Origin of the sequence: Enterococcus malodoratus ATCC 43197 (assembly GCF_000407185.1) — a bacterium.
In the GTDB taxonomy this organism is placed as follows: domain Bacteria; phylum Bacillota; class Bacilli; order Lactobacillales; family Enterococcaceae; genus Enterococcus_A; species Enterococcus_A malodoratus.
The window spans coordinates 161741-181825 of the sequence record NZ_KE136484.1 but is presented as its reverse complement, the minus strand read 5'-3'; the positions used below and the strand labels follow the sequence as shown (position 1 = coordinate 181825).

Sequence of the window (20085 nt, the reverse complement as noted above, 5' to 3'; positions counted from 1 at the left end):
CAAAGTTCCCCTCTATCATAGCACGAAATGTCCGATTTATTCAGTCAAATAGCGTGTGCCAAATTCGGCTCGGGCTTTTTGACTGTACCTCTGAACAAATTCTGTTTTTGCATTTGTATAGGCATCTCGGTCGTGTTCATATTTTTCTTTTAGAGACAGTTTCAGAGTCTCGTATTCCCGCGCGACTTCTGGATATTTTCGCAAATAGTCTCTAAAGTAGAGTTCATCCCAGTCCCCCAACGGCCTTACGTGCAGATGATACACTTTTTTAGCAAATCCAGTAGGCAAATAGCCCTTATTCAAATCCATCGTTTGTTTTACATCATCCTTGATCATTAAAGTCCAGCCCGCTTGCTGCAGCATTACCGAAACCCGATCATGTTCATAACCAGCAGGAAATTCCAGCAAGATGTCCACGATTGGTTTAGCAATCAGTCCTTCTACCGACGTGCTGCCGATATGGCTGATAACTAAAATCTCAAACTCAGAAAACAGCTCTTCTAAATTATGTTTTTCCTCTTCATACCATTCAACATAAACGGGGCTGTGCTCCTTCAAAATGATTGGAAATAACTGCCATAACTCTTCCAAACTCATCTCTTTTAGTTTTTTCATTTTAGCACCTGCTTTCATCAATAAACTTTCTTTTATCATACACTTTTTCGTCAGTCTTCTCGCGTTTTCTTAACTTCTCGCTAGTTTTCTTGTCCGCAACTAAAAAAACAATGAAACTCCTACCATTACGATAGCTTTTTTAGGTTTTTTTCGGCTAAAATGATAGATAACGTTTTTTGTCAGGAAATTATTCGGATTTCTTGGGAAGGAAGCACTTTCTAGTCTGTTTTTTATGGTAGAATAAGCGCAGTTATCAAAGGCTGTCCGCTCTTCTTTGCGCAGATTATTTTAAGCCTAGAGGAAGACCATATGGCATGAAAAATGACTACTTAAGTTGAATAAGGAGGTTATCATGAACGAAAGAGGGAACTATTTTCGGATTGCCCGTGACCAGTGGCAAGATTTCTACACACCGGGAAACACACCGTTGACGCAAGCAGAGCTTGATAATATCAAAAGTTTGAATGACCAAATCTCGATGAAAGATGTGGCCGATGTTTATGTACCTTTATGTCACCTGATCCATCTTTATATGAAGGATTTTGAATCGCTAACTTTGAGCAAAGGGTTGTTTCTGCATCGCTATGTAAAGATGCCGCCGTTTATTATCGGGATCGCCGGAAGTGTGGCTGTCGGAAAAAGTACCACCGCTCGTTTATTGCAAACCTTATTGGACCGCTTATTTAAACACCAAACTGTCCAATTGATCACTACTGATGGTTTCTTGTATCCAAATGCTGTTTTAGAAGAACGCGGAATCATGGACCGCAAAGGATTTCCTGAAAGCTATGACATGGAGCACTTGATCGATGTCTTGAATGAAGTGAAATCCGGCAAAGAAAATATTCCGATTCCAAAATATTCGCATGATGTCTATGATATCGTGGATGGCGAATACGAACTGATCGATTCTCCGGATATCTTGATCGTGGAAGGAATCAATACGTTGCAGCTGCCAGCCAATCAGCAAATCTACGTCAGCGACTTCTTTGACCTGTCGATTTTTGTGGACGCTGATCCAAAGCTCGTCGAAAGATGGTATTTGGAACGGTTTGAATCCCTATTGGATACTGCCTTTAAAGATCCGGATAACTACTATTATGACTATGCTGTCGGCGACCGCACAAAGGCGCTGTCTATGGCAGAAGATGTCTGGAAAAATGTCAACTTGAAGAATTTGGAAGAGTATATCTTGCCAACGAGAGGCCGAGCTGATATTATCTTGCACAAGGCAAAACATCATATCATTGATGAAATCTATTTGCGTAAATACTAGCTTATAAAGAAAGCTTGCTTTCTTTTATAATAAAACTTGAAAAGGGGTAATAATTGTGACAAACGTTTCTACCGAAATGACCAACGTAGAAAAAATCATTGTACTTGATTATGGTAGTCAGTATAACCAATTAATCACTCGTCGTATCCGTGAATTCGGTGTTTTCTCAGAACTTATGAGCCACCGCATCACTGCTGAAGAAGTCAAAGCCATGAATCCAAAAGGGATCATCCTATCAGGTGGCCCAAACAGTGTTTATGACGAAGGAGCCTTCTCCATCGATCCTAAAATCTTTGAATTAGGTATTCCAGTCTTAGGTATCTGTTACGGCATGCAGCTGATCACATATAACTTAGGCGGAAAAGTTGAACCAGCGACAAACCGTGAATACGGTCAAGCAACCTTAGAAGTTCTTTCTGACGATGCTGTTCTATTCGCAGGTACGCCAAAAGAACAAACGGTTTGGATGAGTCACGGCGACTTGGTCACACAAGTTCCTGACGGCTTCGAAAGAGTCGGCACCAGCAAAGACTGCCCGATCGCAGCGATCCAAGACACTAACCGCAACTTCTACGGAATCCAATTCCACGCAGAAGTGCGCAACTCAGAATACGGCAATGAACTATTACGTCACTTTGCCCTAGATGTATGTCAATGCAAAGGCGACTGGAGCATGGATAACTTTATCGATATGCAAGTCGCAAAAATCCGTGAACAAGTCGGCGACAAAAAAGTTTTACTAGGCCTATCAGGCGGCGTGGACTCAAGTGTTGTTGGCGTACTTTTACAAAAAGCGATCGGCGATCAATTAACTTCGATCTTCGTAGACCACGGTCTTTTACGTAAAAACGAAGGCGAACAAGTGATGGACGCTCTAGGCGGAAAATTCGGCTTGAACATTATCAGAGTCGATGCTAAAGACCGTTTCTTAGATAAATTAGCCGGCGTTTCTGATCCAGAACAAAAACGTAAAATCATCGGAAACGAATTCGTTTACCTATTCGACGACGAAGCAACTAAACTTGCTGGTAAAGAAGGTATTTCTTTCTTAGCTCAAGGAACGCTTTATACTGATGTGATCGAATCTGGAACTGAAACAGCTCAAACAATCAAATCACACCATAATGTTGGTGGATTACCAGAAGATATGCAGTTCGAATTGATCGAACCGTTAAATACTCTATTCAAAGATGAAGTCCGCGAATTAGGAACTCAGCTTGGCATGCCTGACTCAATCGTTTGGCGCCAACCATTCCCAGGACCAGGTTTAGGTATCCGCGTCCTTGGTGAAATCACTGAAGAAAAACTTGAGATCGTTCGCGAATCAGATGCGATCTTACGTGAAGAAATCGCCAACGCCGGTCTTGACCGCGATATCTGGCAATACTTCACTGTCTTACCAGGCATCCGTTCAGTCGGTGTTATGGGAGATGGCCGTACTTACGACTACACAGTCGGTATCCGCGCAGTCACTTCAATCGATGGTATGACCGCAGACTTTGCTCGTATCCCTTGGGATGTCTTGCAAAAAATCTCAGTCCGTATCGTAAATGAAGTCGCTCATGTTAACCGGATCGTGTACGATATTACGTCTAAGCCACCAGCAACCGTTGAGTGGGAATAGATTAAAAAATCAAATTGAGTGTAGACATATTTTGTTGCGATAAACACTTAAATGCAATGAACCCCACCAAGATTTTTTTTGTGGGGTTCATTTGTTTATTTTAGTGGTGTTTTTTCTATTCGGAAAAGCTAAAAATTTATGATAGCCCCTTCTTAATTGGAAACAGAATTAACTCTCAGACTGCTACAAGTCAATTTTCTTTTAACGCAACGTGATATACTGTATTTCACATTTTTTAAAAAGCTTGTAAGGTTTCTGTGAAATTTTTCTGAAATAATAATTTAGTATTTGCTTGACTTTTCATTTTTAGGGGAGTAATCTAGCAACAATCAATCGAACAACAAAAAGCAAAGATAAGGACATGATTCCATTAGTATCAACTTTCAGAGAGTGAAGCCTTGGCTGCGAGCTTCTAGTGAGATTTTTTGGAATTACTACCTTTGAGAAATCAGCAAAAAACTGATCGCACGATATACGTTATAATATCGCAATGAGCCAAGAAAATACGTAAGCTAGATGTGTTTCTTGGGAACATGGGTGGTAACACGTTAACTAAACACGTCCCTTTTTAGGGGGCGTGTTTTTTTATATATTTTTTTAACTAAAAAAGAGAATGGAGTTGAACAAGTATGTCAAACAATGAAGTTGAAATCGTATTTCCAAATGGAAGCAAAAAAATGGTGGTGGCAGGAACTACATTGTATGAAGTAGCAAAAGAAATAGATGCTGATGCAGTCATTGGAAGTATTGACGGTACTTTGTCAGACTTGCTTTCTCAAATTGATAAACCCAGTCACGTTGCGTTCTATGGAAAAGATAGCCAAGAAGGTCTAGCAGCAATACGCAGGAGTATCGGTTTGGTTTTCAGTCAGGCGATCAAAGAACGTTATAAAAAAGTGTCCATTTCTGAAATACAGCTCGATGAAAATGGCTTTTTTGTCGATATGCGTCTAGATCAATCACTGAGTATTTTAGAATTTAAAGAGATCGAGCAAGGCATGAAGAAAATTCAAAAAAACAGCGGACTGATCAAAAAACAGGAAGTGATTGTTCGTGAAGCTAAGGAGATTTTTGCAGACAACGACTTACAAGTAGAACTCTTGAATGCTCTACCAGCAGACGATCAAGTATCTATTTACCAACTGGGAGACGTGTTCACTTTTTCAAAAGAACCATTTGCACTAGATGTACATCACATAAAGGACTTCAAACTGTTAAAAGTTTCCGGCGCTTATTGGCAAGGAAATTCAGACAACGAGATGTTGCAGCGAGTGAATGGTGCAGTATTTTCTTCTAAGGAAGATTTAGCTGAATATCTGCATTTCTTAGATGAATCCGAAAAACGCAGTCATCAAAAATTGGGAAAAGAATTGAAGCTGTTCATGTTTTCCGAAGAGGCTCCCGGGATGCCCTTCTATTTATCGAATGGACAAACTGTTCGCAACGAATTAGAAAAATTCTTGCGTGAATTACAAACTAGATATGATTATGACGAAGTGAAAACTCCTTTAATAATGAATGAACGCTTATGGAGACGTTCCGGACATTGGGATCATTATAAGGACAATATGTACTTTACGAAAGTGGATGATCAAGATTACGCGTTGAAGCCAATGAACTGCCCTGGTCACTGCATGATTTATAAAGATGCGGTGCGTTCATATCGTGATTTACCGATTCGAATGGCAGAATTTGGTCAAGTTCATCGCCATGAATTCAGCGGTGCGTTAAATGGTTTGCTTCGAGTTCGTACATTCTGCCAAGATGATGCGCATATCTTCGTTAGTCCCGATCAAATTAAATCCGAAATTTCATTGGCATTAAAAATAATCGATGAAGTTTATAAGGTCTTTGGATTTGAATATTCGGTTGAATTGTCTACTCGTCCCGATGATTTCATGGGAGAGATCGCAATGTGGGATAAAGCGGAAGATTCATTGAAAGAAGTCTTAGACAGCTTGGGCTATAAATACGCGATTAATGAAGGCGACGGTGCTTTCTATGGTCCTAAAATCGATATCCATATCAAGGACGCGTTAAATCGCAGCCATCAATGCGCAACTGTTCAATTGGATTTCCAAATGCCAGAAAAATTCGACCTAAGTTTTATTGATCAAAACAATGAAAAACAACGTCCAGTTATGATTCACCGTGCGGTATTCGGTTCTTTAGATCGTTTCTTTGGTATCTTAATTGAACATTATGCCGGAGCGTTTCCTGTTTGGTTAGCACCAAAACAAGTAGAATTATTATCCGTCGCAGAGAAGCACGGAGATTATGTCGATTCGCTTTATCATGAATTTCAAGAAAAAGGAATTCGAGTATCAAAGGATGTCCGTAATGAAAAATTAGGCAAAAAAATCCGTGAAGCCGAACTAAGAAAAGCTCCATATATCTTAGTCATAGGTGACCATGAGATGGATGGAAACGAGTTCTCTGTTAGAAAACGCGGTTCACAACAAATCCAAAAAATGAGCAAAGATGCCTTCTTCGACCTAGTTGGCAAACAGATAGCTGAAAAGGTGCATAATTTTTAGAGTCTAGCAACAATATAATGGATAATATATTCCAATTCGACTGAAGAATCTGCCAGGAAAACTCTTGGCAGATTTTTTAGTTATCTAAACTCGATCTTCACACTAAACTTCTTACCTCATACACATAACTACCCGTTTCACAATCAAACAATGGTGGTATATAATCAAGATATTAAATAAACAACGTTTTTTATTGTGTTAATAATAAGGAGATAAAATGAAAAAGGGACTTTTTGTTGGAAGCCTAGTTGCAAGTATTCTTTTGCTAGGTGCTTGTCAAAAATCAGATACCGATACAACAGTAAAATCTACAAAACAGACTATTAGTATTGAAAAGAAATCCAGTAGTACATCTAGTACTGTTAATAGTTCCACAGACGACAGTACAATTAGTAAAAAGCAGAAAAATGATGTGTCTGGCGATGAATCAAATACTATAAGTACGGCACGAAAACAGCTAGTAGGAAACAGATTTACCATGGTACCCTCTTTATATGATGGTATAGATGCTAACCAAGCAATGGAAGAAAGCAAAGCACCACAAAATTTAATGCATGATGGTATGGCTGGATTTAACTTTACCAACGATTCTACTGTACGTGTTGAACTAGCTGGCACTTATAGGCCGGACTATGATGCGCCGTACACTCTAACCAATAATATGTTAATTATTGAACATCGAAATATCCCCTATTCCATAAATAATGGAATTATTTCATTCGATTCTTGGACCACAGATTCTAATGGACATAGCATTACTTGGTCTTTCGGTCCTGAAAAAGACCTATATGGAAATAGTTCATCTGAAAACAATTCTGATACAAATGTTGATACTAAGAATCTCACTTCACAGCAATTAAAAGAATGGGTTGGGGCCGTTTTAGACAAGCAATTCAGTATGGGGAGATCATCATTTCCTTACAAGTTATCCATAGAAAATAAAGACGGATATGCTTACGTTCGAGTGAACCACAGCACTCAACAAGTGGACACTATTGATATGTTTCGCATAAATAGTTCTGGACAACTGGAGGAACAAGATCTTTCTAATGGTTACCCGGCTACGTACAAAGTGGTTTCTTCCAAATTCATGGATACCTCAGAAGTTACCGTGATGAATAATTAAAACAAGATGCACAAATTTTTTGTCACTAATTACTATTCAATCTTTTTAAACAAGCAGAATCTAAAGAAAGCAGAACACTTTGAAATAAAAGCGGTTCTGCTCTTTTTTTGTAGTTTTCACCTCCCCTTCAACAAGATATTATTCTTAAAAATTTAGACTTTAGACTTGAATAATTGGCTAGAATACGAAAATATGATTATAGACAACTTTCCGCGCTCTATGATAGAACCAAGAGAAATCTACAGGAGGTGTGCTTTTTTGGGTACCGCAAAAGAGTCATCTAAACAAAGCTATCAGCGTTTAATCAACAAAACCGAGGACTACATCGAGCAGCATCTTTCTGAGCCGATATCGTTAAGTGACTTAGCTAAAAATGCTCACTTTTCAGAGTTTCATTTTCACCGGATCTTTAAAACATATTCCTCAGAAACGTTGAAGGAATTTGTGACAAGATTTAAGTTGGAACGTGCAGCCATCTTTTTATGTGTCACGTCTTCCCTTTCGTTAACCGAGATTGCTTTAAATTATGGCTATACTGATGCGAGTTCTTTTAGTCGCGCGTTTAGAAAGCACTTTGGTCTTAGTCCTTCAAAGTATCGGAAACAGCAAGAAATGACAAGAAACTTTAACAGGGACATGGAATAATAGAGTCATTCTTAAAGAAGACGGAGGACGTAACAATGATTGAGCCTAAGAGTATTACAACAGAAAATTTGGAAGACTTGAGAATCATCTATATTCGTTTTAGAGGAAGCTATGCAGCATTTAGGAAACAGAGTCGAAAGCTGTTCAACGAACTGTTTGAATTTGCGACGAAGAATGATCTCATCGTCGAAAATGAAACCAAAGTGTTAACCATTTACGATGACAATCCATTTATTACGGATGATAAAAATTTGCGAACCAGTGTCGCAATGACGATTCCTAATGATTGTCCTGTACAAGAAACTGGCAACATCTGCCTATCTAGTATTTCAGGAAAATTTGGCGTTGGTCACTTTGAACTATCCGCGAAAGAGTACGGGGATGCTTGGCAGTATATGTATCAAGAATGGCTCTTTAAGGATGAGCAGAAAGCGCGCGATGCCGTGCCTTTTGAATTATTTGTTACTGAGCCGCCGAAAAATTTCAAAGACAAAAGCCTCACCGATATTTATATTCCAATAAACTGAAAGGTTCTTTCATCAAAAACCCCGCTAAGAAAATTCTTAGCGGGGTTCGTTATTAGTTAAAAAACTTCATCATAATCCCATTCGGATCAACGACTATCAAGCTGCCATCTTCGGCCTTGGTGTAATCTATCTGTGTTTCCCAATGTTTTTCTAGACGATCCAACTCTGCTTGGTTTGGCACGGAGAAGCTGAAATAATCCAATCCCAAATCATTTTCTGTCATCGCAGGAATATTTTTTCCTAACCAGACATTGGACCCGATATGGTGATGGTAATCGCCAGTGGCAAAAAATTTGGCTTGATCGCCAAAATTATTTTTCAAAGACAGGCCTAAAACTTCTGTAAAAAATTTCTCTGTTTGCATCAGATCGGCTACTTTTAAGTGGACGTGACCGACAGTTGTTCCCGTCGGAAATCCAGTCCACACGCCATCACCAGCAGCAATCACAGCTTCAGCGTCCATCTCAAGGGTCACGCCAACGATCTCACCATCTGCACGGATGTCCCACTCACTTTGCGGTTTATCATAGTACACTTCGATGCCATTGCCTTCTGGATCATTTAAATACAGCGCCTCGCTATAACCGTGATCACTGGCACCGATCAAGGGAGCTTCAACCTGTAAATAATGAAGCAACGCATTCCCTAAATCTTTCCGACTAGGCAACAGAAAAGCCACATGAAACAACCCTGTTTTTGGTGTTATAGGTAAAGGATTCTGCACTTTATTCAATTCCAATAATACCGTATCCCCAACTCCTAGAATACTTTGGGTTGCATCTTGCTCTAAAACTTGTAAACCAATCACTTCTTGATAAAAATTGGTCATCTTTTCTAAATTCGCTACTTTCAAAGCTACCTGTCCAATGTGAGCGGCGGCATTTAATTGAAATGCGGGAATAATAACTGTCATGGTAAAACCTCCTGAATGATCTCGATTAATTAATCTCACCATATCATCTTACTATTTGTAAGTAAAATTCTCTGCTTATCTTTCACTAGATATCGTCTCAATCAAAAAAGTGAAGCAGCCCTATTTCTCGCAAGAAAGAAGGTCGTCTTCTATTCTTGTTCCTACGATACTGATGAAAAAAAAAAGTAGCTACATCTAAAAAAGAGTTCTTTTACTTTTCTGACCGAATACAACATATTAAGAAAAAGATATTTGAACATAGAAACTCCTGCCTTACAATTTTATTATTTGAGATCTGCTGAACCAAAAAAAGCATGCGATGCAAAATTCACACCACATACTCGACTAAATATCTTTCAAAACTTTTTCCATAAATGAACACTCTTTATCGTTAAAACAATATATCGAAAGAATAAACAAAATCAAATTTCAATTGTTTCGAAGTAGAAAAATCTCCAAAATATTTTCCAGCTATATCAAATGTTCCCTGCTCTGAAGGAGGTAGCGAAAAAACAGTTTTATTGGGCGCTGAGTCTATCATATCCAACGTTATGTCTTTAGATTCTTTTGAATGACTTAATGCCAGCTTCGCGGAATTCTCCTTCTCTATTGGATCAGGATCAGGTTCCTTCAACAACTTCATTTGTGAGGAATTCGAGCGCACCTTAATTTCTTTTATCGCAACTCCAAGTTCAACAGAAGAATTATTGGTAATCTTATACTTGGGCGATTTTACCTTTCCTTTATCTACATCAAGTCCGATAAATTCTGTCTGCGTAGGAACTGTTATATCAACTAGCTCACTATCTAATAAAACATTTACCTCGATTTCCTTTACCGTCTTCCCAATTGTGAATGCAACTTTATACGTACCAGGATTAGCTAGGATATCATTTTTCGATATTTTTAGATTTTTCGTCTCCACTGAGCCAGTATGAATATTCCATGCTTTAGCAAGGCTTTTATCCATAATGATCTCATTTAGAGTGCTAGATGACTCCGCCTTTTTGATCTCACCGACAAACATCGTAAATCCGGCTGCTTGAATCGCGTAATCATCTTTTACCACTGTATTTTCATCCTTAATAAACACAGGTATCGTAATGCTTGTTTTCTTGCCCTCTGGCGTGCTTAACTCTGCCACAGCTGTTGCGGGGCCCATTACTGAGGTATCTGGATTTTTACTATATTTTGCTGTTAGCTCACTTTTATCTCCGTCATACTGAATATTCGTCAATACTTTCATCGCATCAGGTAAAGAACCATTCATATCAATAATCTGTGTCACCGCATCAGCAGTCGCAGCTTTCGGTGAATCTACCAGAAAATGTACTGTATAATCATATGTTAGTTTTTTCCCGTGGTCAGTCGTCTCTTCTACCTGAATGATCCCTTTCGCATCCCCTTGTTTACTCGTATCGGGATATTCAATGAATTTTTTTACCTCTAGACTATCATACTGCTCCGTATCCAAGTACTTCCTGATATTTTTATCTAATTCACTTAGGCTAGTCTTATAATCAATCGTGTGTTTCTTGAGAGCTATTTTATTAAAATTCAATAGTTTGAATCCTTGATCGGTAATTTCATAGTAGTTGTCAGCTTCTACTTTTTTTAGAGACTCATTTTCAGTATAGTATTGTTTTTTTTCTGCTGTCCATGCATGAACGATATCTCCATTATTTACAGGCTGTCTAGTCCACCTTTTTAAAGCTTCCTGCATGAACTCATCTCCAGTGGCTTCAATATGCTGGTTCCCATTTTTATTTAGCTCCAAATGTAACTCGCTCGTGCGCTTCATATCGAACCAATCAAAACTATAATATTTTTCATTTTCAAAATGATTATGGATAACCTTGTTTTCATCAGTATTTCCACCCGAGGCTGTTATTACTTTGGATGAACCTGGGTGTAAGGTAAAAGCGGCTGTTGTGCGGTTAGAAAAAAAATCGATTCCTCCCATTGCTATTGTGCTGCCCCATTTTACTTCGATAATAGATTCAATATCGATATAATTCGATGGATTGCTTTTTAATGCTACACGAAGGTTTGCCGTTTTTTTACCAACTGTATCTAAGTCTACTGGTTTTTGTAGAGTAACGATGTATTTATCTGGAGTAAGTGCTCCACCACCTAATTGGACGTCTTGAACAAAATCAGTTAAATTTAGTTGATCCACTGTGCTCCCTAAAAGAGTTGTACCATTTTTTTCTTTTGCAATGATAGGATGCTCCACTGTAAAAGGAATTGTATAATCATAAGTCAATTTTTTTCCATTTTCAGTTGTTTCTTCGACTTGAATGACACCACTGGTATCACCGATTACAGAGGTATTTGGATGTCTGACAAATTTCTTAACTTTTAGATTTTCATACTCGCTTGTATCTAAATACTTAGACACATTTTTATCTAACTCACTTGGGCTGAGTCCGTAAACAATGGTTTGTTTATCAGGTATCAGTCGATTGATTTTCAATTGTTTAAACCCTAGGTCTGTAACTTCATAGTAGTTGTCAGCAGTGTCTTCTTTCGTTAACTGTTGCTGGTCATTTCCTATAAAGTATAGTTTCCTTTCTGCTATCCACGCACGAACAATGTCCCCATTATTTACAGGCTGTGTCGTCCATCTTTTCAATGCGTCTTGCATGAGCTCGTCCCCAGTTGCTTCAATATGCTGATCGCCATTTTTGGTGGGCTTCAAGTGTATCTCGCCCAGTCGTTTCATATTGAACCAGTCAAAACTATAATATTTTTCATTTCCAAAATGATTATGGATAACCTTGTTTTCATCAGTATTTCCACCCGAGGCTGTTATTACTTTGGATGAACCTGGGTGTAAGGTAAAAGCGGCTGTTGTGCGGTCAGGGAAAAACTCAACTCCCCCCATTGCTATTGTGCTTCCCCATTTTACTTCGATAATAGATTCAACATCAATAAAATTCGATGGATTGCTTTTTAATGCTACACGAAGATTTGCCGTTTTTTTACCAACTGTATCCAAACTTACTTGATTTTGTGAAGTAACGGTGTACTTATCTGGAGTAAGTGCTTCATCACCTAATTGGACGTCTTGAACAAAATCAGTCCAATTTAGTTGATCGATCATGCTCCCTAAAAGAGTGGTACCATTTTTTCCCTTTGCAATGATAGAGGGCTCCATCACCGTAAAGGGAATGGTATAATCATAAGTTATTTTCTTTCCATTTTCTGTAGTTTCTTCAACTTGGATAATCCCGCTGGTATCACCTGATACATGAGTATTTGGATAGTTGATAAATCGCTTAACCTCCATATTTCCATACTCACTTGTATCTAAATACTTAGACACATTTTTATCTAACTCGGCTGTACTGAGTCCGTAATCAATGCGTTGTTTAACAGGTATCAGTTGATTAATATTCAATTGTTTAAATCCTTGATCCGTGATTTCATAATAATTGTCAGCTGTGTCGTCTTTCGTTAACTGCTCCTGACCATTTCCGAGTAAATATAGTTTCTTTTCCGCTATCCACGCACGAACAATGTCCCCATTATTTACAGGCTGCGTCGTCCACTTCTTCAGAGCCTCATCATCAATTTCATCTCCATTTGCTTCCATGTGCTGGTCACCATTTAGAGAAGATTTTAAATGAAGGGCGTTTGTTGAGCTAAGGTCAAACCAATCAAAACTATAATATTTTTCTCCTGCAAATTTCTTATTAATTTGATTTTGTTCATACCTATTTCCTCTTGCAGCAGTGATAAACTTTGAAATCCCCGGATGTACCGAAAAGGCCGCTGTAGTTCGATTAACATAAGTCTCCACTCCGCCCATTGCTATTGTATCGCCCCATTTTATTTTTACATTTGCATAAGTAATCGCATCAATTGTTGGGTCTGCTATTAAATAGACACGAAGTTTGGCAGTATGGGTAACTACACTTGATGTCTGAATAGAGTTTAACAGCTCTACTTCATATTTATCTTCAGTTAATACTTGATCATCGTATCGAACCGCTTTAATAAAATCTTTTAGATTAATTTCATCTATGTTTGTACCCAATAAAAAAGAAGCTTCTTTTGGAGCGACTAGTAGTGGTAAGGCATACTCTTCCGCTCTATCAAGAGTATCCTGTCTCTCGATAATTTCTGTTTCCGGCTCTTCTTCAGGGACCGCATCCAATAATTTTTCTTCCTCTGGTTCAGATTCCACTATTGAGTTTGCCACACTAGATTCTGTACTAGCCATTTCTACATCACCTTGTACGGAATCCATAGTACTTTCAGCAAAAATAATCGGAGAAAAATTCATTGATTGAACTATTAGTGCAAAAATCAGAAAAATTCGAAAACTATTTTTCACTTCTTACACCTCTCTAACTTTCGACTTTCAGTTTTCTTCGATGAAACATGGCCTTTCCCCATAACAAGCAGACAAAAAAACAATAAAGAGAGCAATCCTAAGAAAGATATTTCAAGATAGTTTTTATCGTTTAATTTAGGTAATTTGATCCTGTCCGTCTTTTCCTTATCTACCGCTTTATGAGCCGATATAGCAGAATCATTTATCTCCTTTTCTTCTAATTCTTTAACAAAATGACCTTCAGTTGGTATAACTGCTTCTTCCATTTCGGCAAAGCCGATTACAGGTGATAAAGGACCACCTGCTAATAGAAGAAGCAGAAGTAAAAGCCCATATTTTTTCATACAAATCACTCTAGTTGATTGTTTCTAATTGCAAAACTAAGCTGTAAATAGGTTTTACGGCTACATCTGAAAACTGAAACCCAGCTCCCACATTTCCAGAATAAGTAAAGGTCATTGCATCACCTTTTTTAGTTATTGTTGCCAATTCAGTCACAGCAGCTATCGGTTTTCCTTGCTCAACAACTGGAATTGAAATACCTGCCGCTTTATTCTCAATTTTTAATCCTAATTCTGGGACTTTAGCAGACTCTGCTGTGTTAGTATCTTGAAAATCTTTTACCGAAATTTTTACTCCTTTTGCGGAATTATTCGTAACTTTATAAAGTGGCGCAACAATACCATTAGGAGTAGCATCTGTCTGAGCAAAATCGGTTGACGTTGGAACCATAACATCAATCCAATCCGTTGGCTCTTCTGGATCTGGACCTTCCGGATCTGTAGGATCAAATTGTTTAAATTCACCATTTGCCGAAACAGTCGCTTCTTCAGTTTCAGTCACCTGATCGTACACAGTATTGGGGTCTTCTGCCCCGCCAGTCCAAGCATAGGCATCTATTCCACTTAATGACACCAGTGATAAACCTAACGCAGCATATGCTACAAATCCAGAAATTTTCGTAATTTTCATTTTTCTTCCTCCAATTTTTAAATGAATATCTATCGGCACTATCACTTATTAAGAAACGGATAGTTGTCCCTTTACATTACTTTGACCAATTAAGGCTTGTTTGTCGTTGTAATACATAACCTTACTTATAGTTTTATTAATTCCTTTATCAACTTTTTTACTTAATCTTCCTTGTTCTACATATTCTCCAGGTTGAATAATTCCTGAATCATATATCTTACCGTCGACACCTTCAATAGAAGTAATGACTCTCACTGAATACATATTTTTAGGCGAGTTTACAATCTTTAAAGACAAGTCACCTTTAGTATCCAAAATCATCGTAGGATTCATTTGAATTCGCATATAGTTCTTGTCAGCCTTGTCTTGAAGATACTTTTCTAATTCACTGCTTGATAGTTTTTTTGCAAATTCTCCACTTGGTACATCTGTAGATACCATCGCACTCGGACTTCTATACATGTTTTTATATAGAAGGAATCCTACTACTACGAGCAAAATCAGAATGAGAAATAGTATGATTTTTTTTCTACTCTTCTGCTCTCTAATAGATCCGTTTTCCATTAACTTTCTTCTCCTCCTTTGGATAATCGTTCATGTGCTTTTATCATCAAAATCAATTTTAGGAATACTCAATTTTTCATTTTTCACCTTTAGTATTCCTTGATGCGGCATTAAGTAAAATAAACATTTGTTTTCTTTATTATTAAAAAAAACTAGCTCAATGTGATTAAACTAGTAAAGGAAAGGCAATATTCATCTGTAAAAAAATCAAATGTTTATTTTACATACTCACATCAATAACTGTATGTTACCATGGGATAAGGAGTACTAGCTATCTAGAGTTTTTGTACAACGATATACAATAATTGTATTTGATGAAGGGAGAGGGTTGGTTGTTATCAAATTATTTAAAAAGAGAATTAATGGTGTTATTTTATGTAATAAACAAAAGTGAAACCTCTACTGATGAGATTTCACAAAATCTATCTATTTCTAAAAGAGCTGTAAAAGAGACGATTTCAACGATTAATCAGCATTTTGTTGAATATCAAAATATTGAGAAGTTTATCCTAATTGAAAAGACCGGAATCATTCAAATTCGATCGGAGCTTAAATCCAATGCTGTAAAGGGCCACGATAAAATGTAGGAAAAGGGCCATCGAAAATGTAGGTTAGATTTAAAATCTGATATTCTTTTTCATGAAACCATTCAAGGAGAGTGACTCATGCGAAAAGATGTCTTAGAAGGAGTCTTACGACACATTATGAACGATATTCAACCTAACTATGCAGCCATGGCCAAGCAATATAATTGTGATTACCGAACAGTCAAGCGTTACTATGAAGCTGGAACTAAAGGGGAAGTAGAACAGATCAAAAAGAGACAATCTTCTGCTCCTCTTTTATTAAGCGGTTTTGAAGAAATTATTAAAGATAAAATGGAGTTAAGCTGTTCCGCTTCTTCAATTTATTATTTTATTAAGAAAAAAGGATATCAAGGTGGCTATACCACCGTCAAACGATATTGTCGGAACTATCGAGAAAAGCGTGTAAAAAAGGCAACCATTCGAATTGAAACGACGCCAGGTCTTTCTGCTCAAGTCGATTGGAAAGAAAATATTAAGATGGTGAGTAAACATGGTGAAGTCTTTTACTTCAATCTTTTTCTATATATTCTAGGCTATTCTCGCATGAAATACTTAGAGGTAACCTTTGATCGAACCCAAGCGAATGTCTTCAATTGTTTGGTCAATGCGTTTGAGTACTGCGGGAATGGTGTTCCTCAAGAAATTTGGTTTGACAATATGAAAACAGTTGTTGATAGAAGTAAAAGCCAATTTGGTCAAACCGTTTTTAACGAAAAATTTCGTCAATTTGCTAAAGATGCTGGATTCAATCCGATTGCTTGTCGCCCTTTTCGTCCACAAACCAAAGGCAAAGTTGAAGCTTTAGCTCGTACTGTTAACCGCTTAATGGTCTTTAACTACGAGTTTGAAAATGAGCAGGAGCTAAAACGAATCGTCTATGAGTTTATGAATGACTTAAATAATGAACGTTCTCAAGCAGTGAATAATCATCCCTCTAAGCTTCTTATAGATGAACAATCGGTGTTGCGTCCTTTCAATCGTTTAGAATTAGTCAGATATGTTTCTAGAACCCAACACGTAATTAGAAAAGTTTCCATTGAATCCATGGTCCAATATCAAAACTCAAAGTATTCTGTTCCCGTGAAATATATTGGTAAAGAGGTAACTTTAGATGTCCGTAAGGACAGTCTATTCATTTGGTATGGCCATCAATGTATTCGCTCGCACCCATTAAGCAAAAAAACCTTAAATTATCAACGTGATGACTCTCTTGAGATTCTTCGATCTGATGTCTTCAAATACTTAGAAGACGAAGAGTTGGAGCGCTTTGTAGAAGAAAATTTAGATGCTTACGATGAATTATAAGGAGGCTCATATGTCAAATTACCATCAGTTATTAAATCAATTATCAGATTTAAATCTTACCTGTATCAAAGAAATTTTACCTGCCCATTTAGATGAAGTAGCTAAAAATGAACAATCTCTAGTTGATTCTTTATTTGAATTAACACATCAAGAAATTAGCTATCGTAGAAAGGAGACCCAAAGAAAAATTTTAAAACGGGCAATGTTTCCCTATCATAAACGCCTTCATGATTTTAACTTTGATTTTCAACCCAAAATCAAAAAAAGTGAAATTCAAGATTTAGTGACATTACGCTTTTTAGACACGTATGACAACCTTTTATTCATTGGAAATAGCGGTGTTGGAAAAACTCATTTAGCCGTTTCAATTGGTTTAGAGTGTATTGATAGAGGGCAGAGCTGTTTATTTATCACTAGTACAGAACTGGTTAATCGACTTATCCGGGCACATAAACGTGGGACAAGTGATACCATGCTCAAAAAATATGCGAGCTATTCTGTATTAATTATTGATGAAGTCGGGTATCTCCCCTTCTCAAAAGAAGGATCTAACTTACTGTTTCAACTAATTAATATGCGATACGAAAGAAAATCAACGATTATTACAACGAATATTCCTCTGTCTCAATGGTCCGAAATTTTTGGTAATAAGAAATTGACTAATGCTTTATTGGACCGATTGGTCCATCATTCTAAAATTATTCAAATTACAGGACCTTCCTATCGAATGAAAAGTTATAGTGAAACGAAAGGAAAAGAAACGAAACGATAAAGAGAAAACTACCTACAATTTCAATGGCCCAAAACCAACATTTTATTATGGCCCTTGACAGGGAGTTACGATAAAGGAGATATTTCGACCAAAGGTATCTGTTGATGTATTTTGATAAGTATTAGATTCATCTCGCCAAGTACTCATCGAAATACCCCCGAATTCAACTTGCGGACGATCATGGTACCCTGTCAAAAGATTCTCATCTTTATAAAGGAATGCCCCATTAGCTAGAGAAACAATTTTTTGTGAAGGGGAGTTCAAAACTCTATCATTATCGACAAATTTAGTATAGTTATATGATTTATCATAATACCAAGTCTTTATCAGATAATAATAATCGCCTACTTCGAGTTTCTTAATATGCCTTCCTGGTAATAAACGAAGGTTTGTATAATAAGCATAGTGGAAACTATGATCAGTCCAAACGGGAGGATAATAAAATACGGATCCCATGTCAAATAACCCATAATTATGAACATAGTGGCCATTTGTTGAAGTTATCAAAACATCTTTTGTAGATACCCCACCTATCTCCAAAAAATTATTTACCACGGTTGGCTTACTAGACTCCTCCTTAAGATCTACTAGTACTTGTGCATCTTTATATGGTGTCCCGTCATATTTTTTAATATCAAATTCAATACCAACATGCTCGTTGAAGGGGATGCGCGGAGCTGCCTGTACTTCTTGCGCAATTCCTATAATACTTGAAATCAAAATTAAAAAACCAATCTTCAAACCCCATTCTTTTAACATCTTCATACCTTCTTCCTCCTATTCTTTCTCAAATAGAAGAAAACAAGGATAACCATTCCCATACCTAGCAGAGCAATATTCTTACTGATAAATTCTCCTGTTTGCGGTAAGACTTTTCTGGCAGTATCGGTAATATAATCCCAATAGCCTCCGCCACTGCTTCCAGCTCTAGTATTTGTTACCGGTAAGACTTGCCCTTTCCTACTAGATTCGACAGTGGAGCTTGAATCTGTTGTAGGACTGGTGCTACTTGAACTAGTAGTTGAAGTTGTCGTGCTAGTTGTTGGTTCGGTCGAACTGCTTGTACTAGTGGGATCATAAAATCCGACACCAACTGGTGATTGTCCTTCATGACTTGCTGCTAATACCGACGCACAGCTGACACTTAGGCAAAATAGTACGGCGGCTACATAAAACCCGATTTTTTTCTTCACTCGTCTCCCTCCTTCGCTTTCTTTCGCTTGATGAGACGTAACATTAAGAACAGCACCAGAATCACAGTCACTACCAGCACGCCATAGAATGTCTTCGTCCACCATTCAGGGATAAACACGCGAAAGGCTGTTTGTTTATTCATCTTCTTCGCCATTTCTCTGGTGATGGTGAAATCCTCTTTGAAATCCCAGCTTTTTGTTTCCCCTTTGATTTTCCCAGTGAAGGTATAATCACCTGCTGCGACCTCTTGCATTCCCCAATCAATTTGAAAAGGAAAGATCGAGTTCGGCGCTATTTTGACCGGTTTGACGGCATGCTTCGCAATTACTTTATCGCTGCCCTTTTTGGTGATTTTCCCTTCCGCTTCTAAATTCTCCATTGCTTCAGGATGAGGATTTTGGATCAATGCTTCAAGAACCTTACTGCCATAATCAACTTCCGGTTTTAATGAAGACAATTTCAACTCCGTTTCTCCATAAATCGGCGTATTCGCATCCTCTGTCAAAATCATCCCGATCGCGTACCCATAGGTGTTTTTCACTGACATACCTTGATCCGCTTCGTCTTCTTTTTCATCTTTCAATGAAATGCGGATACCTCCCAAAGTGATGCCGGAAAACGGTTCAGCAGGAACATTTATGTCAATCTCGGCTTTGCCTTCCGAATAGGCCTCCACACTGACTTCCTTATTTTTAGGTTTAGTAATCTCTGTAATCGGCAGCTTCATACTTTTATCGGCTGGCTTGTCTCGTTCATCGTAGGTGATCAACCCATTTTTGTTGGTCGCTGCTCGAATGACCTCTACTTTATAGGTTTGTTTCTCCGCAGAACTATTGAAAATCTTGACTTCAACCGTTTGTGCTGCTCCCGGTTGAACCAACAAATGATAGAAACTGATTCGATCATTGATCTGGTTTTCAGGTAGAACACCCTGAACGGTAAAGCCTGCTCGTTTCTCATTTTCAGTCATTCCTTGCGTTTCACTCGTCTTCTCGGCATAAGCGGTTCCACCGAAAAAGGTCAATGCACCTAGCAAGAGACATATGATAACTTTCGTCTGTTTCATCCGGACTCCTCTTAATAGAA

The 20085-nt window shown here is 37.9% G+C and carries 18 protein-coding genes; 9 read left to right on the top strand and 9 right to left on the bottom strand.

From position 1 onward, the window contains the following. Positions 1–36: 36 nt before the first annotated feature. Positions 37–615, bottom strand: coding sequence for a GrpB family protein (locus I585_RS21645; protein ID WP_010741226.1), 579 nt, complete (start codon positions 613–615; stop codon positions 37–39). Positions 616–967: 352 nt separating this feature from the next. On the opposite strand from I585_RS21645, the gene coaA reads away from it, so the two are divergent. The 6 genes from coaA (at position 968) to I585_RS21615 (ending at position 8350) form a co-directional block, all read left to right on the top strand. Beyond that, on the top strand, positions 968–1891 hold the full coding sequence (gene coaA, locus I585_RS21640; RefSeq protein WP_010741227.1) for a type I pantothenate kinase: 924 nt from the start codon (positions 968–970) through the stop codon (positions 1889–1891). 55 nt (positions 1892–1946) lie between these two features. Further along, complete coding sequence (gene guaA, locus I585_RS21635; protein ID WP_010741228.1) at positions 1947–3515, top strand: glutamine-hydrolyzing GMP synthase; 1569 nt, start codon at positions 1947–1949, stop codon at positions 3513–3515. A gap of 629 nt (positions 3516–4144) precedes the next feature. Beyond that, complete coding sequence (gene thrS, locus I585_RS21630; protein WP_010741229.1) at positions 4145–6052, top strand: threonine--tRNA ligase; 1908 nt, start codon at positions 4145–4147, stop codon at positions 6050–6052. A 217-nt stretch (positions 6053–6269) separates the two neighbouring features. Beyond that, positions 6270–7178 carry a hypothetical protein gene (locus I585_RS21625; protein ID WP_010741230.1) on the top strand — a complete coding sequence of 303 codons (909 nt, stop codon included), beginning with the start codon at positions 6270–6272 and terminating at the stop codon, positions 7176–7178. A gap of 258 nt (positions 7179–7436) precedes the next feature. After that, complete coding sequence (locus I585_RS21620) at positions 7437–7823, top strand: helix-turn-helix domain-containing protein (protein WP_010741231.1); 387 nt, start codon at positions 7437–7439, stop codon at positions 7821–7823. A 35-nt stretch (positions 7824–7858) separates the two neighbouring features. After that, on the top strand, positions 7859–8350 hold the full coding sequence (locus I585_RS21615) for an AraC family transcriptional regulator (protein ID WP_010741232.1): 492 nt from the start codon (positions 7859–7861) through the stop codon (positions 8348–8350). Between the two features lie 52 nt (positions 8351–8402). On the opposite strand, the gene I585_RS21610 is transcribed toward I585_RS21615, so the two are convergent. The 5 genes from I585_RS21610 to I585_RS21590 all read right to left on the bottom strand — a co-directional run bounded on the left by I585_RS21610 (position 8403) and on the right by I585_RS21590 (position 15141). Then, positions 8403–9263: a VOC family protein gene (locus I585_RS21610; RefSeq protein ID WP_010741233.1), complete on the bottom strand. Its 861-nt coding sequence runs from the start codon at positions 9261–9263 to the stop codon at positions 8403–8405. A gap of 391 nt (positions 9264–9654) precedes the next feature. Next, complete coding sequence (locus I585_RS21605; RefSeq protein WP_010741234.1) at positions 9655–13605, bottom strand: early set domain-containing protein; 3951 nt, start codon at positions 13603–13605, stop codon at positions 9655–9657. Then, on the bottom strand, positions 13602–13949 hold the full coding sequence (locus I585_RS21600; RefSeq protein ID WP_010741235.1) for a hypothetical protein: 348 nt from the start codon (positions 13947–13949) through the stop codon (positions 13602–13604). The genes I585_RS21605 and I585_RS21600 overlap by 4 nt, the downstream gene beginning before the upstream one ends. 10 nt (positions 13950–13959) lie before the next feature. Beyond that, positions 13960–14577, bottom strand: coding sequence for a hypothetical protein (locus tag I585_RS21595; RefSeq protein ID WP_010741236.1), 618 nt, complete (start codon positions 14575–14577; stop codon positions 13960–13962). 48 nt (positions 14578–14625) lie between these two features. After that, the gene (locus I585_RS21590; RefSeq protein ID WP_010741237.1) at positions 14626–15141 is read right to left on the bottom strand and encodes a hypothetical protein; all 516 of its coding nucleotides are present in this window, start codon (positions 15139–15141) and stop codon (positions 14626–14628) included. Positions 15142–15473: 332 nt separating this feature from the next. Between I585_RS21590 and I585_RS21585 the strand changes: the two genes are divergently transcribed. From I585_RS21585 to istB, 3 genes are all read left to right on the top strand, one after another. Beyond that, complete coding sequence (locus tag I585_RS21585) at positions 15474–15728, top strand: hypothetical protein (protein ID WP_010741238.1); 255 nt, start codon at positions 15474–15476, stop codon at positions 15726–15728. Positions 15729–15806: 78 nt separating this feature from the next. Then, positions 15807–17033 (top strand): IS21 family transposase, encoded by a 1227-nt coding sequence (gene istA / locus I585_RS21580; RefSeq protein WP_010741239.1) that lies wholly within the window; start codon positions 15807–15809, stop codon positions 17031–17033. A gap of 10 nt (positions 17034–17043) precedes the next feature. Beyond that, positions 17044–17805 (top strand): IS21-like element helper ATPase IstB, encoded by a 762-nt coding sequence (gene istB, locus I585_RS21575; protein WP_003129321.1) that lies wholly within the window; start codon positions 17044–17046, stop codon positions 17803–17805. 45 nt (positions 17806–17850) lie between these two features. Here the strand turns inward: istB and I585_RS21570 are convergent, their stop codons facing one another. Genes I585_RS21570 through I585_RS21560 form a run of 3 tightly spaced genes read right to left on the bottom strand, consistent with a single transcriptional unit; the run spans position 17851 to position 20065 of the window. Next, on the bottom strand, positions 17851–18570 hold the full coding sequence (locus tag I585_RS21570) for a hypothetical protein (RefSeq protein ID WP_010741240.1): 720 nt from the start codon (positions 18568–18570) through the stop codon (positions 17851–17853). After that, positions 18567–18998 carry an LPXTG cell wall anchor domain-containing protein gene (locus I585_RS21565; protein WP_010741241.1) on the bottom strand — a complete coding sequence of 144 codons (432 nt, stop codon included), beginning with the start codon at positions 18996–18998 and terminating at the stop codon, positions 18567–18569. The genes I585_RS21570 and I585_RS21565 overlap by 4 nt, the downstream gene beginning before the upstream one ends. Continuing rightward, complete coding sequence (locus I585_RS21560) at positions 18995–20065, bottom strand: WxLIP family cell surface protein (RefSeq protein WP_010741242.1); 1071 nt, start codon at positions 20063–20065, stop codon at positions 18995–18997. The genes I585_RS21565 and I585_RS21560 overlap by 4 nt, the downstream gene beginning before the upstream one ends. Positions 20066–20085 lie beyond the last annotated feature (20 nt).

What these genes read in the sequence shown, in the direction of transcription:
- I585_RS21645 (WP_010741226.1), bottom strand. Translation starts at nt 615, where the DNA reads ATGAAAAAACTAAAAGAGATGAGTTTGGAAGAGTTATGGCAGTTATTT.
- coaA (WP_010741227.1), top strand. Translation starts at nt 968, where the DNA reads ATGAACGAAAGAGGGAACTATTTTCGGATTGCCCGTGACCAGTGGCAA.
- thrS (WP_010741229.1), top strand. Translation starts at nt 4,145, where the DNA reads ATGTCAAACAATGAAGTTGAAATCGTATTTCCAAATGGAAGCAAAAAA.
- I585_RS21625 (WP_010741230.1), top strand. Translation starts at nt 6,270, where the DNA reads ATGAAAAAGGGACTTTTTGTTGGAAGCCTAGTTGCAAGTATTCTTTTG.
- I585_RS21615 (WP_010741232.1), top strand. Translation starts at nt 7,859, where the DNA reads ATGATTGAGCCTAAGAGTATTACAACAGAAAATTTGGAAGACTTGAGA.
- I585_RS21610 (WP_010741233.1), bottom strand. Translation starts at nt 9,263, where the DNA reads ATGACAGTTATTATTCCCGCATTTCAATTAAATGCCGCCGCTCACATT.
- I585_RS21600 (WP_010741235.1), bottom strand. Translation starts at nt 13,949, where the DNA reads ATGAAAAAATATGGGCTTTTACTTCTGCTTCTTCTATTAGCAGGTGGT.
- I585_RS21595 (WP_010741236.1), bottom strand. Translation starts at nt 14,577, where the DNA reads ATGAAAATTACGAAAATTTCTGGATTTGTAGCATATGCTGCGTTAGGT.
- I585_RS21590 (WP_010741237.1), bottom strand. Translation starts at nt 15,141, where the DNA reads ATGGAAAACGGATCTATTAGAGAGCAGAAGAGTAGAAAAAAAATCATA.
- istA (WP_010741239.1), top strand. Translation starts at nt 15,807, where the DNA reads ATGCGAAAAGATGTCTTAGAAGGAGTCTTACGACACATTATGAACGAT.
- istB (WP_003129321.1), top strand. Translation starts at nt 17,044, where the DNA reads ATGTCAAATTACCATCAGTTATTAAATCAATTATCAGATTTAAATCTT.
- I585_RS21570 (WP_010741240.1), bottom strand. Translation starts at nt 18,570, where the DNA reads ATGAAGATGTTAAAAGAATGGGGTTTGAAGATTGGTTTTTTAATTTTG.
- I585_RS21560 (WP_010741242.1), bottom strand. Translation starts at nt 20,065, where the DNA reads ATGAAACAGACGAAAGTTATCATATGTCTCTTGCTAGGTGCATTGACC.